General features: G+C 50.7%; 14 protein-coding genes. 4 read left to right on the forward strand and 10 right to left on the reverse strand.

Annotated elements, in window-relative coordinates; genetic code table 11:
* Positions 1-228: 228 nt before the first annotated feature.
* From AABA21_RS32305 to AABA21_RS32325, 5 genes are all read right to left on the reverse strand, one after another.
* On the reverse strand, positions 229-2,748 hold the full coding sequence (locus tag AABA21_RS32305; protein ID WP_338256602.1) for an NACHT domain-containing protein: 2,520 nt from the start codon (positions 2,746-2,748) through the stop codon (positions 229-231).
* Positions 2,745-3,098 (reverse strand): hypothetical protein, encoded by a 354-nt coding sequence (locus AABA21_RS32310; RefSeq protein WP_338256603.1) that lies wholly within the window; start codon positions 3,096-3,098, stop codon positions 2,745-2,747. The genes AABA21_RS32305 and AABA21_RS32310 overlap by 4 nt, the downstream gene beginning before the upstream one ends.
* A gap of 206 nt (positions 3,099-3,304) precedes the next feature.
* A complete protein-coding gene (locus AABA21_RS32315) occupies positions 3,305-3,838 on the reverse strand; it encodes a hypothetical protein (protein ID WP_338256604.1) in 534 nt (177 codons plus the stop codon).
* A 631-nt stretch (positions 3,839-4,469) separates the two neighbouring features.
* Positions 4,470-5,609: a tyrosine-type recombinase/integrase gene (locus AABA21_RS32320; RefSeq protein ID WP_338256607.1), complete on the reverse strand. Its 1,140-nt coding sequence runs from the start codon at positions 5,607-5,609 to the stop codon at positions 4,470-4,472.
* 275 nt (positions 5,610-5,884) lie between these two features.
* Positions 5,885-6,091, reverse strand: a complete 207-nt coding sequence (locus tag AABA21_RS32325) for a helix-turn-helix transcriptional regulator (protein ID WP_338256609.1) — start codon at positions 6,089-6,091, stop codon at positions 5,885-5,887.
* A 435-nt stretch (positions 6,092-6,526) separates the two neighbouring features.
* Between AABA21_RS32325 and AABA21_RS32330 the strand changes: the two genes are divergently transcribed.
* Positions 6,527-7,060: a P-loop nucleotide/nucleoside kinase family protein gene (locus AABA21_RS32330; RefSeq protein WP_338256611.1), complete on the forward strand. Its 534-nt coding sequence runs from the start codon at positions 6,527-6,529 to the stop codon at positions 7,058-7,060.
* A 288-nt stretch (positions 7,061-7,348) separates the two neighbouring features.
* Here AABA21_RS32330 and AABA21_RS32335 read toward each other — a convergent pair whose 3' ends face one another.
* Complete coding sequence (locus AABA21_RS32335; protein ID WP_338256612.1) at positions 7,349-7,651, reverse strand: hypothetical protein; 303 nt, start codon at positions 7,649-7,651, stop codon at positions 7,349-7,351.
* Positions 7,652-8,734, reverse strand: coding sequence for a ParM/StbA family protein (locus tag AABA21_RS32340; protein ID WP_338256613.1), 1,083 nt, complete (start codon positions 8,732-8,734; stop codon positions 7,652-7,654).
* Between the two features lie 502 nt (positions 8,735-9,236).
* Here AABA21_RS32340 and AABA21_RS32345 point away from each other — a divergent pair.
* From AABA21_RS32345 to AABA21_RS32355, 3 genes are all read left to right on the forward strand, one after another.
* The gene (locus AABA21_RS32345) at positions 9,237-9,920 is read left to right on the forward strand and encodes a histidine phosphatase family protein (protein WP_338256614.1); all 684 of its coding nucleotides are present in this window, start codon (positions 9,237-9,239) and stop codon (positions 9,918-9,920) included.
* 437 nt (positions 9,921-10,357) lie between these two features.
* Positions 10,358-11,317, forward strand: a complete 960-nt coding sequence (locus AABA21_RS32350) for a nucleotidyltransferase domain-containing protein (RefSeq protein WP_338256615.1) — start codon at positions 10,358-10,360, stop codon at positions 11,315-11,317.
* A gap of 863 nt (positions 11,318-12,180) precedes the next feature.
* The gene (locus tag AABA21_RS32355; RefSeq protein WP_338256616.1) at positions 12,181-13,062 is read left to right on the forward strand and encodes a tyrosine-type recombinase/integrase; all 882 of its coding nucleotides are present in this window, start codon (positions 12,181-12,183) and stop codon (positions 13,060-13,062) included.
* Between the two features lie 21 nt (positions 13,063-13,083).
* On the opposite strand, the gene AABA21_RS32360 is transcribed toward AABA21_RS32355, so the two are convergent.
* The 3 genes from AABA21_RS32360 to AABA21_RS32370 form a co-directional block, all read right to left on the reverse strand.
* A complete protein-coding gene (locus AABA21_RS32360; protein ID WP_338256617.1) occupies positions 13,084-13,554 on the reverse strand; it encodes a hypothetical protein in 471 nt (156 codons plus the stop codon).
* 50 nt (positions 13,555-13,604) lie between these two features.
* On the reverse strand, positions 13,605-14,498 hold the full coding sequence (locus AABA21_RS32365) for a class I SAM-dependent methyltransferase (protein ID WP_338256618.1): 894 nt from the start codon (positions 14,496-14,498) through the stop codon (positions 13,605-13,607).
* Between the two features lie 104 nt (positions 14,499-14,602).
* Positions 14,603-14,869 carry a hypothetical protein gene (locus tag AABA21_RS32370; protein ID WP_338256620.1) on the reverse strand — a complete coding sequence of 89 codons (267 nt, stop codon included), beginning with the start codon at positions 14,867-14,869 and terminating at the stop codon, positions 14,603-14,605.
* Positions 14,870-14,879 lie beyond the last annotated feature (10 nt).

The raw sequence follows: 14,879 nt of genomic DNA on the forward strand, positions 1-14,879 counted from the left end.
CCCAAAACCCGCGTGACAGGTCGATGAGCATCTCTGTTCCTGGACTATTCCAGTAGAGGAATCGCTATGTGCAGTTGAGTACTTTCTAGATGGAGGAAGAATGGTTCCTTGGGTCCACTGGTGTGAGCGGTAATGAGCTCTTCTTGCTTTGTAGGAGAGAGAGGCAAGGCTGCTTGCTGGGGAGCCGCTGCGCAGGTATACATCTATCGATGAAACGCACAGCTGGGTTCATGATTCGTGGTTCTCCATGGATTGTTCATTCTCGCTCTCCCGCGATTCTGTCAATCGGCTTCCGGGGCCTTCCTGGACACGCTCTAAGGATGGCGTATATAAAGATGCAAAGTAATCAAGCAAAAGCCGATGGATAAAGATATAGCCGCCTCCTACCTTCCGTAGCAGAATATGTTCAGTGGCATAATCTAGAAAGCGTGAGTATCGCCAGGGTATACGCTCAACCCGCCAGAGGAACCACCGTAGGACGATGTGTTGAATACCTGCAGTGCCACCGTTTGATAACCCGATAGAGAATCCTGTGGCTAGCCCGGTTACCATCCCGGTGATCAGCCCGAAGACTATCCCCACGAGCATCGATGAGGTATCTAAACCGTTAAGCCATCCAATGATCAGCCCATTCACTAACCCGGCTACCAGCCCGACAACCAGCCCAACTAGAATACTATTTCGTGTAGAATACCGCATTCCCTGATTGGGTCTTGTGAAAATCTGCTTATCGAGGCGGTCATTCGACAGTCCTCCGAGGAGCAGACTTATGAAGTCAAATATAACCCCACTTATGATACTACTAACCACCCCGTGGATTAATCCCGCGCCTAGCCCGATGGCCGTTCCAAATGCTAACCCTGTAGCTAATGTAACTATTATTATCTGTCTCCATGACTCATTCTTTACGATTTTTTGCCATATAGCTACTCTTAACCAACTCAGTATCTCAACTGACTTTACTTCTTTATTTACGTGATGGTTAAACCCAATAACAAGTCCACCGACTAGTCCGCAGATCAGTATCACGATCGGGATCAGCATGGGGTCGTTGGTCGGTACAATCAACAATGCTAGAATCGGCAAACTGATCAGCCCAACAACTAGCGCGCTGACTAATCCAATCAAAAATCTATTGCGTACAGAGCCCCTTCTGTCTTGACTCAGGACAGGATGTAGCTGTTTCGCCTGTGTTTCATAAAGCAATATGCTGACTGCTTTATCTACCAATCCGATAATAAATCCACCGAACCACCCAAGGATCCACCCGTAGGCCAACCCATCTACCAGCCCAAAGGCCCATCCTATCGGTAGCCCAAAGACCAAACCAATGATTAACCCACCAAGTATCATACTGCGTATGGATCCCGTTTTCGTTAATATTTGCCACACATTATGCCATGACCAGATGATTACCTCGGCAGGTTTGATCTCTCTCTCGATTTGTTGCGTGAGTCCGACAATTAACCCGGTGGTTGGCCCGGCAACCAATCCATTGATCAATGCGGTATGCGGGTTCAGTCTAAAGACCAACCAGGCGATTAGCGCCATGAGCAACCCGCTGATAAGCCCCGCAAGTAATCCTATACCTACAGTACTCGTCCTCACTACCACCCGATAGAAATGGGGAATCTGTTGATGCTCATCGAACCAATCCGGTTGCATGCGCTCAAGATAGAACTCCGTCAGATTATGCCGGGCTAATTGATGAGCGAGCCAGGCTAATCTGTGGATGGCTTGCTTTTGAGGATAGCGTACGCCGAAATTCCGGCGTTGTAACATTCGCTTGATATAAGCCTTAAATACCTGTTGCCTCGTTCTGGGAACCCCCGCCACTTGTATCTCTTGATGTGACTTACCGGCGTAGGCTAATGTCAGGATACTTAGCATCAATGGCGACCTTGCCATTTCTTGTAACTCAGGATCATTCCGTATCACCATGCGTACTGCTTCCATAGGTTTCCCTGCTCTAGAGAGATATGTTTCGATTTGGTCTTCTGTCAGCGATTGTATAACAACAGCAGTATGTAATTGTACTCGCTGTATCTGCGAGAGGTAGTCTGCTTTGCGGCTACAGATCACCATAGGTACCAGACCATGCTCATGCCGGTACGTATTGATGGCCTCAATGCATGTGGCACGATGCACCTGTGTAACCTCATCTAATCCATCGAGTAATAAAAGCAATTGATCGGCTTCTATCCATTGCTGTGCCAGTTTTCGTGGGACTTGATATTTGCTGTTCAGTTCTTCAATCAGCCAATGAGCAAGAGGAGGCCGTTTGACGCTCCATGAGGTGAGGTTGAAAATTACCGGAATGGGGTGCATTGTATCCTGATCGGCACGATCAAGCAAATCACGAGCTAGCTCTAGAAGCAATGTCGTTTTCCCCGCACCAGGTTCTCCCAGGACCAGGAGTTCTCCTCCTGCTTCATCATAGAGATGTGTTAAGCGCGTCCCTGGGGGTAAAGCATGTGCTGTGGGTTGATCCGAAGATTGCACGATGAGTTCCCAGGGATGAGCGACTGCATCTGGTTGCTCATGTAGCCCTAGTTCTATCATAGCGGCTCCATGCAGTGAGTGTTCAAGGACATTTGTGATCCAGTAGGCACGGACCTTTGCCAGCATTCTGCTACGATTGCGTTTCTGCTGCATCTCACTGAGAGAGGGAGACGCAATCATATTGATATCATGACCCGCATTATATTGTTGATGTACTTGCTGATAACGTTGGTCAAACTTTGTCATGAGAATAGCTTCTGCACGGCTTCAATAGCCCCTACAAGGGCTGTCACGAGTCCACTTGCTGCTGCCACTTCCTCAATCAGAGATTTTGCTGTCGTGAGGTGATTAAGAAGAGTCTTTTTATCGGGATCTGGTTTCCTGGCTTGTTGAACTGCCTTCGTCAACTGATAGTGAACATCTGTCGCTTGTTCCTCTTCGATGGTTCCCGCCTGTTGTGCTTGAGCGACTTTCCCTTTCAGCTGTTCAAGCTGCATAATAAGGTCCTCTGAGTTCTGGACCTGTCCGAAATTGATGTCACGCCCAGCATTGTATTGTTGGGTGACGTGCTGCCCTCGCTGGTCAAATTGAGCCAAAATATGTTCCTGCCTTCTTCAAAATTCATGCTTCTCATTCACGAAGCCATTGATTGCGCGTCGATTTTGCCAGATGTTCCTGGTAGGATACCGCCATAGTCCATGCAAGCAGGGATGAACGGAGTTTTATATGGCTGTATTTTGTTCCGGTAATATACTCATATACGATAATGATCAGAATAGACTACAAAGGCGATATTCACCATTTATATTCTATCATAGTAAACGCCCGAAGGTAAGTTTTTGAGGAAATGATTTTTATATGCGTACTTACTTAGAGTGTGTCGTAAGAGCACTAAAGAGCCGATAGGAAATAGAAAGGAGTTCAAAACGTCACAAGAAAGGATCAACCTTGATGAGTTCTCAATCGTACCGAAAACTGTATCCAAGCGATCTGACTGATGAGCAAAATGAGCAGTTTGTCGAACAACCCTAATGGAGTTATCATGCCCCATCAGGGAAGCGAAGAGATAAGCCAGGCGAATACGATAGGCTTCCGACACCAGACGAAAGAGAGCTCCATTGGCATCGAAGCGCCAGGGTAGTTGCAGAGGTAGAACACGGAGTTGAGCGATACGATCCTGGTATAATAGTTCACTTGCTTTACCATTAGCATCCTTAAAGATAATTTCTGCGCCAATATCAGCATGAGGGGTAACGCTGATAATAGTGACCATCCCATTCCCCGGTAGAAGACCTTGTAAGGCAACTCCGGCTTTAAGATCCTCAAGTAGAGCCACTAGTATAAACCTCTTTCCAGGACGGGCCAGTGAGAGAATATATAATTAGGAGTATATAGATGCATAAAGCAATTGAGATATAAAGAGTTAGAACCTGTATAATACTATAATTTCTGGTATAAATTATAAAAAATTAATTGAGTCATAGAATAATATAAAATATTATTAATGTGTTTTCAATCTGTTTTTGGAAGAGAAAAATAATTGTGGGTTATTAATACATAGCAGTATAAAATGCCTTACTAGAACAATGCCCACTTGAAGTTCAATGGGATATTAATAAAATACACCACACCTTTAGAAGCTAAAGTTGATGGTGTGGGATAACGAAGTCAATGGGTTTGTTGGTTAAGAGATGTGGCTGCTCTTGTTTATTTGAGGCTGCTTTTTTTGTGGATTTTGGGTTGCTGTACAGTTGATGTACAGAGACGGTTGCTACATAAAATAAAAACCCCTCAGGCGGCTGTACATACGGCCTGAAGGGTCATCCTTAAAAAGGGGGGTGCCGGTGGAGAGATTCGAACCCTGTCCGTGTTTTTCACCCGTCCCAACTGGCTCTACAACTGGCTTTACGTATTCTCTTTTGCATTCTTGATGGGCTCCTGACAGGAGATCTGACAGGAAACCCCGTTTACTGCTGTAGCGCGTCATTGATCTTGTTCATTGCCTCCTCTTGCATCGTCGGGAGCACGTGCGAATAGATATCCATCGTGATGCTGATCTGGCTATGCCCCAGGATCTCCTGGACGATCTTCGGATGCACCTTCATGCCGAGCAGCATCGTCGCCGAACTGTGCCGGAGATCATGGAAGCGGATATGGGGCAATCCGGCCTCGACCAGCAAGGACTTGAGCACCGCGAGGACGTCCCGCGTCGGGTTGAGATGCGTCCCGATCGACGTACAGAACACGTAATCATGTTCCTGCCAGTCCAGGCCCGCCTTGAGCTTTGCCTCCAACTGTCTGATCCGGTGCTGCTTCAGCACCTCGATGGTAAAGGGTGGGAGGACGATGCTCCTTCGCCCCCTCTCCGTCTTTGGCTCGGCCTCCTCGAATCCCTTGCCTGGAAGCTTGCTCGGGATCCTCGAAAGGATGCGGCGCACCTGCAGCACGCCCCGGTTCATGTCGATATCCTGCCACTTGAGTCCAAGAAGTTCTCCCCGGCGCATGCCCGTCGCCAGGGCAAGAATGAACAGCGCCTCCTGCCGGTGTCCGTGGGCCACGGCCAGGAACTGGTGGATCTGCTGCATCGTGAGCGGCTGAATCTCAAAGCGCTTTCGCCTGGGTGGAGACACGAGGTCGCACGTGTTGCGTCCGATCAGATTCCAGCGGACGGCGGTTTCCAGGGCTTTGTGCAGGACATTGTGAAAGCTAATGACGGTAGTGTTTGAAAGACCCTCCTCCAGTTTCTTCTTGTAAAATGATTGGATATGTTGCGGCGAGAGCTTTTGGAGCTGGTGATGTCCGATTCCTGGCACCAGGTGCAACCGTACAATCTCCTCGTATCGCTCATACGTCCGAGAGCGGATGCTCTGCTTGTGTACGTCCTCTAGCCAGTGGGTGAGAAATTGCCCGACCTTTTGCTGGGGACCCGTGACGAGCATGCCTTTTTGCTGCTCGTACAGGGCGACCTTCAGCTTTTCCTGGACTTCCTTCCGCGTTTTCCCGTAGAGGAACTTGCTCTTTCCGCCTTCAACGGAGATCTCGGCAGTCCAGCGGCCATCTTTTCTCTGGTAAATGGACCCTTCACCTCGTCCGCGTTTTGCAACCATGGGGCACTCCTTCTCATATCAAGTGCCCGACTATCCAACTAGCAGACACCTGTATCGTACCATATTGAGCTTGCTCATGAAAGAAGAGGCGTACCTTTGGAGAAAAAATGAGTGATAAGCAATTACATTCACGTATGTCTATTCGTATAGTCAAAAAAACATAGCACTATTACTTCTACAGGGTTGCTAGGCCGATGCTGATAGAGCATATCTATTCCTGGAAGCATGTGTGGCTGCGCAGTATTCTGAAGCCAGCCTCCCAGAAAACACGACACTTACAGAGATACGTTTTCCTGTTCTTTAATCCATTTCTGAAGAGAGTCGACGGAGATGCGTACGGATCTCCCAAAACGAATGACCGGAGGCCCTTGCTGCTGTGCGAGCAGCAAATAGAGTTTGGCACGAGAGATGCCGAGACTCCGAGCCGCCTGTGGAACGGTGAGGAGCAGTGGCTGGATATTGTGTTCATGTTCCTGCTGCATTGCTGTGGTCCTTTCACGGCTATGGTGATCGTGCAGTATCTTTCAGGATGTTTGCTCCTCTATCGAGGAACTCGATCTGCTTCGATCATACCGCTCTGGGTCTGATAGCACTGGCGCAGCAGGCAGGTAGGGGAAGGCATAGCGGAGGAGTAGGTAGAAAAAATTGCCTTGTACGAAAATTGATATTTCTGTATACTTGAAATGCGAAGGAAAAATAGGCGTGCAGATAGTACGACAAATCCAGAACACGTGAAACGGTTGAAAAAGATGTGTGGTTGTGGAATGAGTAGAGATCTGTAACTCTTTTGGCTAATTGGGATTCTCTGCCCCTCTACTCAAAATAGAGGAGAGCTGAGAAAAAAGGCCACTTGATTGTACTGGCGCGAGGCATCGAGGATAATAGATGAGAAAAACAATCGAAGAAAGCTCATATCCATGATTATTCTGATTAATGGCTCGTTTGCGTCCGGGAAGACTACGACGGCAGAACTGCTTGTTCAACATCTTTACCATAGCATGCTTTATGATCCTGAGATAGTAGGGGCTGGACTAGCCGCTATCGTCAAACCCATCGAAACCGTTACTGACTTTCAAGATCTGACCGCGTGGCGTCCCCTGGTGGTAGAAACAGCACGTGTGCTCAAGCAGGTGTACGGACGAACGTTAATCATTCCCATGACCTTGTGGCATCGCCCCTACTTTGAGGAGATTACTGATGGCCTTCGCCAGATTGATCCCCACTTCTACCATTTCTGTCTCACTGCACGCAAAGAAACGCTCCTCAGCCGTCTGGCACAACGTCAGCAGGAACACACCGAGCAAGCGCTTATCTGGATTCAGGAGCGGTTTGACCGGTGTTTGGCTGCCTTTGCCTCCCCTGGGTATGCTGTGCAGATTCCCACGGATGAAAAGCGTCCAGAAGAGATCGTAGAAGAGATTCTTACCCAGATCAACTCCTCGTTTCTTTAGCATCTCGCCGGTTACAGGGTACAGTAGATCTCCTGTTAAAGGTGCATGCGATTGAGCATCTAGAGGGATACGGCCATTTGGGGTTAGGTGGGTTCATATTAAAAATCTCGCACCGCTATCTATAGATCAAGTCTATTATTTCAATCTGATCTATAGATAGCGGTGCGAGATTTTCGGATATTTGACAATCATTAGGGTCGTTATGGGTTTTCTGTGAACTTAACAGCTTCCCATTTTGGGAGATTTGCTCATGGAGATGGTGTACGTGTACATGGTATGTTTTATTGCTCAATCGTCGAGCACACGGCTGGCTGCTCGTGCAACTGAGTTTGACGTTTTGGGGGTGTACGCCATTCCAGCTATCTGCTGCTTATCGCCCACGTTTGTCGCGTGCTGCTGCGGTGAGACGGTTGGTATCCAGGCAGCGATGGGTTGGCCCTGGCGCAGTTTGTGCCATTCGATCAACAAACGACGGGTCGCCTCGGCTCGGCTGAGCCCTCCCCATTCGTGACGATAGGCATCAAGTGCCTGTAGCGCCTCATGATCTTTGGGTAGGCTGGTGCTCCAATACACCTCATCTGAATTTCGCATTTAATGCATCTCCCAGCGATCTTCATCAAGTGCCTGTGCAAGGTCTGCATAGCCACAGATGTTTGCATCTTGTGGTTCTGGGATAGTGATGATGTGACAGTCCTGCAGGGTTGCGCGAACAATCTTTTCGAAGTAGTATGCGCCCCCACCACCAAGATAAATGGTATCGAATTGTGACCCTGGTGGCGCTTCTTCAACATTCCAGGCTCCGGCAAGAAATGACGAGAGCGGCCGTGCCAGTCGTTGGATGGATTGCTCAATCGTGGTTGTGATATGCTCAGCGGCCAGATGTCCGTTCGCTGTCTTGATGGGAGGATATGGCTGCTGATGCGCATATGCCTGAAGGAGGGCATGTGCTTTCTCGGTGGTGATTTTACGACGATGCTCTAATCCCATCTGTTGGAGATCTTCTACCAATTGTCCCACCCCAAATTGATCACCTTTACAGAGACGCCCTATCAGGCGCTGCCCAGAAGCTGCGATCAGGTCGGTTGTTCGCTCGCCGATATCGATAACTGCCTGTTCACTTGTTTCATCACCATAATGGATGAGAATCCCTTGTCCTTCCATAGCGACATATCCACACCGGACAATGACTTCTCGTTCCCGTCCATTAAAGGTAACATGGTACGTTTGCGAAAGAGCGTGACGAACGAGTTGCCGTCGTTCCCGATTATAGAGACTGACCGGGAGAGCTGTGACCAGGCGAAGTTCAAAGCAGCGTTCAGGAATAAGGATACAGGCCAAACAGAGGAGCAACATCTGCGCATGATCTGACCAATAGCGTCGCTCATCATTGAAGGCATTGTCACGGTAGGTGCCGTGAGCAAGCAGATTGCCGAGAAAGTAGGTCCGATCCTGCCAGGACAGGACATAATCTCCTGGTTGGAGGATGGAGGAGAGTGTAGCATCAGTATCCCCACTTTTGAGCAGGAGTGAAATGTCCCCATCGGCAAGAAAGCTTGGAAGCGTGACAAGATCCTGGCCCATGGGAAGGCCGTCAACGGGGATAACTTTGAGGCCAGAGATGCCAGATCCAACCTCAAAGCCTGCATAGTAGCGTGGATAGGAAGACGATTGCATGTGTGCGTCCTTTCTCACATTATCTGCACTCATGGAAGTGCGTGATGAAATCGATGTTCTGGCGTGCTCTAACTGTTCGTGTGTGTAGATGCTATGTCTTTGCCGAATAACACTGTTCGTACTGAATACATCAGGACATTTTGTGTTTCTACTCTACCTTCTGTACCGGGGGAGCGAAGGGGTAGGGTGGCGTAGGGTAGGGGCAGGTAGGAAGAAAAAAGATGCCTTTGCAACGGAATGGCTTGGATGCGTGTCGCAAGGGGCTGTCGAAGGCTACGCCCATTGGTTGAAGCTCATCAAGCGGCAAGCGTATGGGAAGGCAAGCTTTCAAACCCTGCGTAAGCGAGCCCTGTGCTGTGCCTGACTGCTTGTCAGAGAAACCGGTGTCGTTTTTCGTGCGACGATGGAGGAACAATCCGTTGACAAATCTTCACCATTCACGTACGCTGCTCCGAAGCAGATCTCTTTTCTCCAGACCGATGTTGAAAGGTAGGAAAAGTTCATGACCCATCTCTATCTCATCCGCCACGGCGACTATATTGGGGAGGCCCATGGCAAATTGGTTGATCACGGCCTCTCGCCGCTCGGAGTGAAGCAAGCTGAGTTGCTGTGCGATCGCCTGGCTGCGACCGGTGAGATCCAGGCGGATGTGTTGATCAGCAGCACGCTGCCGCGTGCACAACACACGGCTGAAATTATCGCGCCCGCACTGGGTCTGCCTGTGGCGTCAGATCCCGAATTTGAAGAGTGGCGCAATGAGGATGGCAGCTTGAGTGAAGAGCAATTTCTTACCATGTGGAAAGAGGTGCCACGCGAACAGCGTCCGTATTTTCGCTGGCTGCCCACTGGCGAGAATTGGGTGGAATTCAATCTGCGTGCCACCTCAGCACTCCAGCGTGTGATGCACGAATACGCGGAGAAGACGATTGTCCTGGTCTGCCATGGCGGGATTGTCCAGGCCAGTTTCACCTATTTCTTTGGCATGACTATCCACCATCTGCAACGCGCTGACATTGATACGGACTATACCGCGATCACGCATTGGCAGGTATTTGCACGAGAAGTGGGGTGGCAGCCCAACTTTCTGCTCGAACGCTACAATGATCGGCATCACCTGGAGGGGGTCGATCTGTCTGTATCTGCTGAAAAACGTGATCCTGGCTGGGATGGACGCGCTTCACAGTAGCGGCGGGTTCGGCTCCTGTCTTGTTCTCTCCAACAGGAGCCTCTCCAAAGTGCTTGCGGGAGGCATGGGCGCGCTTCATCAAAAGATCGTGAGAAACCCCATCTCCTGGGTTGATTACCGACCTTACCAGCGTCTGACAGCGCGAATGGAAAAGCCTCCAGGGCGAAAATCTGGTGCCAACCTTTCACGTAATGGACAATCATTACAACCTGTAGATAGATCCACTACGATCACTTTATAATGATTGCCTCTTCTGGCTGCTTTGATCACTTTGTACAATCATACAAAATGATCCGATATGGCCTGCCAGTTTTCTTCATACTTTTTTATCGCTCACTTCATGACACGATATTGTATGTTCTGTAACCGGCCACTATGGCATGAGGGAGTCAAAGGCTTCCTTGCCAGAGCCAGCATTCATTGGGTACACTTGTCGTATGAATGAGCAGTTCAGGCGCTGGAATCTAGAGACAACAGAGATCTGGCAGATCACGCACTCCACACTCCATTGGTGGCAAGAGCAAGGCCGCCCTCTCGTTGGTGCATTCATCGAGGGATCGGTTGCCCAGCATGGAAAACTTTTGCCAGGCAGCGACATCGATTTGTGTATTGTCACTCCCGACGACCCCGATCCGGCATGGTTTGAGGAGCGCGTTGTTAGCCCGTACACGATAGAAATTTACCCCCTCGCGCAAAGGACATTCGATGACTTGGATTGGGTTCTGGCACAACCAGCCCTTCCATTTAATCTCTGCGAAGGAATCGTGCTCTCTGATCCTCTTCATCTGATTGCGAACGTGCAAGCTCGTCTCACTCCTCAGCTGTGTCTGCAACCGTTTCGGCACAAGCGGCTTGCGACCTGTTTCGGACAGGCTCAAGTTGCGTATCGCCAGGCTCGTGTGGCGCTGGAAGCTTCCAATCTCGCGCAGGCCCGATTGCAGATCACGATCGGGTTATGGAATACGATTGGAATGGTTTGTGCCTTCCTGTGCCGGTGTTCAACCACCCGACGTGGTTTTGTCCTCCTCTGGCAGTGCGCCTCGCAGTGGCAACGACCAGATGTGATCGAGCAGGCCAAACAAGCGTTGGGAGGGACGCAGCTAACCTGGCAAGAGGTAGAGGCGCTTACGGATCAGGCAGCAGAGATGAAAGAGCGTGCTCGTGAGAGTATTCTCTCGCTGAGGGATAGTGCAGAGGCGATGCAGGCGGCTTGGCCGCTGTTATGTACTGTCGTATGGGAGGGATCGGCAGCTCACCGAGCCCCTCAAGCGCAGCAACAGGTGCTCACTGCACTGCATTACGAGACGCCAACACAGATTGCACAACGTTATCGGGCTGCAAGTGAGCTGACGCAGTCTGTGTGGGATATTATTTCACCTCTTCCTCCAACTTCTTGAGAAAGATGTTCAGCCTTTTGCCGTACACGTCCATGGAAATGGTGTACGTGTACACCTTTCATGTGTACATGTCGCTCGGGTACAGAGATATCCTGTCTTTGTACAGCAAAAGGCGTACGATGTACCGAACAACCCCGTACGGCCTGGCTGTGAAGTGAGAAACGGGCCGACAAGCATCATTATGAGAAACATGTGCCCTTATGACATCATGTTTTCTGCAGTGATTAACGTCGCAGAGATGTTTTCTACGCCTTTCTACGCCTCCCTACCTACCTGTTGCCCCTGGAGTCTCCCACCTGGTTTGATACGCTCACAGTGTAACTATCTGGCTGATTACTCCTTCTTTTCTTGTGGAGTAGGCCATACATAGGAGCAAGCTGTACAACTGCTACAGCTCTACGAGTGGAGTTTCCCGTCCACCTTGGTGCGCAATTCGCTCCTGCTTTTATCTGTGTTCTGCGCGGAGAAAAGAGTGTGTTGAGCTGGCTTTGGCAGAGAAACAGGGATCAGGAGGTTGCTGTACTGACAACACGATGCATCTCTTCACATACCTGTATGTGAGGGCCAGGGTGCACCTGATCAGTTTCACCTCCAACCTTTTTCAATCGTTTCCTGTAGTGTGTTTCCCTATAGTATTGATATTCGCTGTGCTTCTCTACCGCTCAGGAGAGGAGCGATGGTCCTCCATTTTTGTGGATATAAACAGCTTCGCTGCCAGATGAAGTGTTTCGGGGCACCCGCATACGGCACCTGAGTGATGGCAAGACCTCGCAGAATTCCTTACCCTGACCATTGTCCTCGTGGTGTGAAACCGTGTACCTGGCGTGGGTATAGTAACCATTGTAGTGAAAGGAGTCGAGCTAATGGGAAGTCGACCCAGCATCATCTATGAAACGCAGCTGCTCCTGGATAGTTTGATGGCGATCGGCCAGAGCCGCTATCAGGCCAAGCAAGAACTGCGCCGACGCATGCCTGAGCAGAGTTGGGCCGTGGTAACGGAGCAGATCTATTCCTATGGGACGCGTAAGACCTATCAGCAGCAGACCTATGCATTTGTCAATTGGGCACGGTCTAACCATGGCATCAAGCGGTTGGCGCAGCTCTATGAACGACTGGATGAACTGGCCTGCTGTTACCTGAAGGAGCAGATTGCGGCCCAAAAGAGTCCCTATACACTGACGACGCAGCGATCGGCATTACGCAAGGTGTTTGGCAATCACCATTTGGCGGCTGAGGTGGTGCTTCCATCGCGTGCCCAAAAAAGCATCACCCGTTCGCGTGGACCGGTCAAGCAAGATGCGCACTTTCAACCGGCGCATTGGCCTGATCTTGTCCTGTTCGCACGTGCAACCGGCTTGCGGCGCGCTGAACTGAGCGATCTCCTCGTCAAGGAGGTGCACTGCACAGAATCTAGTGTGATCGAGGTCTCTGTCAGAAATGGGAAAGGCGGCAAAGCGAGAACGGTGCCGGTTCTTGCCGACTACGCCGATGTGATCAAGGCCATGGTCCAGGGGAGAGATCCGAATGAGCACGTCTTTGAGCACATTCCCAAGGCGATGGATGTCCAGAGCTATCGGCGCGCGTCAGCACAGCAACGCTACCTGTCCCATGCCCCCGATCGCATGTTACCTCCAGCAAGCAGGCGGCTCAAGGCAACGGACTATGACATCGTAGCAACGCATCAGGTCTCGCGTGCCCTGGGCCATGAGCGTACGGATGTGGTGTTGAACCACTATCTCCGATGAGCCTCGTGTTTTCGTATTCTGTTAGCTGGCAGTGAGATGACCAGGAACCGTGATGTCGCCAATGGTGAAACCCTCGGGGCATGGAGTGAAGAAATGCTGGGCGAGATGGGATCGCTGATCGAGCCAGTGCTTTGCCAGCCGAGCGGCATGGCGTTTATCGCGTGCATAGACAAAGCAGTATTCATCGAGCAGGTGAGCCTGTTCTGGTTCTGGCGTGTGGTGAGGCTCGGCAGGACTGGCTCGGATAATCCAGAGAAATTGATAGTCGTCCCAGGTGATGATATCGACCTGGTCAAGGGAAAGCTGTTGATGCGTGTCGTGTGAGAGTGCCTCCAGGATCTGTTCCGCATGCACTCGATGAATGGGCTTGCGCAGGAGTGCATGATAGACAATGGAGGGTCCAACTCCTGCGCGCCGTGCCAGTGTAGGAATATCAAATGAGTGGAGCATCCGTATCTGCTCCAGCGTTTTTCTGTGTTCCGTGCTCTCCATGAATAGTGCTCCTGGCCTTTCTCTGCCATCGCGATATCGATCCATCGCGGTTATTTCTGTCCATAGGCGATATAGAATGCGTGGGTGGTATGGCAGAACTCCCATTCCTGGGGAAGATCTGCCAGGATGGCATCAAAGTTGTCCGGATCGACGTCTCCAACGGCGCAGTAAAAGTTCTTGAGTCCCTGGAAGGCAGCGTACATATCCCTGGCATACAGGTCTCCTTCTTTACCACCCCAGGTCCCCACGGGAAGCTGAAACGTCCTGGTTCGGATATGGCGCATGTCCACGCGAGCGAGTAAGTCGCCCAGGTAGGGCATCAGGCTCACATCAATGCCTTTCCTGATGCTGGCGATCTGCCCCCAATTAAGAAAGGTCTGCATGGAGGCTCCTACCTGCTGATAGCTATTGCCCGCTTCGGCCAGCTCGATATACCCCCCTGGTTTGGTGACCCGAACAAGCTCGTGCAGCACATCTGGCCAGCGGACCGATGGGATCGCGCTGACGAGGAGCCGTTGATGGACGAAGTCGAACTGGTTGTCAGGGAAGGGGAGAGCCTGCAGGACGTTTCCTTGGACGAAGTGATAGTTGCCAGGTGGAGGCAGGCCCACTCCCTGCGGCAGTTCGAGATCGAGACCGTAAACCTGGGCCTGGGGAAAGAGCCGCGCGATGTCATGTGCCCATTTCGCCGTCCCTGTTCCGACATCGAGAATCCGCTCAACAGTGGGTTCGATCGGGGCGTGATAGTGGCCACCCAGGATTTTATGGAGCGTATAGTGTTGGAATGCGAGTCGTTCCTCCTCGCGTTCATCTTTGGGTAAGGCATAGGGAACATCCACGCGATGACGACGGCCTCGCATAAAGGAGACCGGACAGCTGGGAACGGATGGGCAACTGGGTCGGTATGTCAGCTTCTCTCTAGTCAAAAACGAAAAGACGCTCATGATTCTCATCCTTTTTGCAAGCTACAAGAGCATTTCACGTATGGTCGAAACAGGTGTTGACCGGGTCTATAATGAGCGTGAATCCTGTTCATGGGTGGTGTGCATCACACTGGCCGGGATGTCGTTTCCTCAAGCGTAATGGAGGCATCACCTGGAACGGCATCCAGCGAGTGTGCAATAAGTGCGATGGCGTGGTCTCCGACATGGGTGCGCAATTCCTGGTGAAGCTGTTCTATCCGCTCCATCTTTGCGCTTATGAACTGGTGCTGCGCTGTACCAGCGGCGATCCCGGAGAGGCCGCGCGTAGCGGCTACATATTCATCCTGGATACGTGCAAGCAGACGAGCAACATCACTAGAATTGTGCTGCATAGTGTTTCCT

It is taken from the genome of Dictyobacter halimunensis (assembly GCF_036245075.1).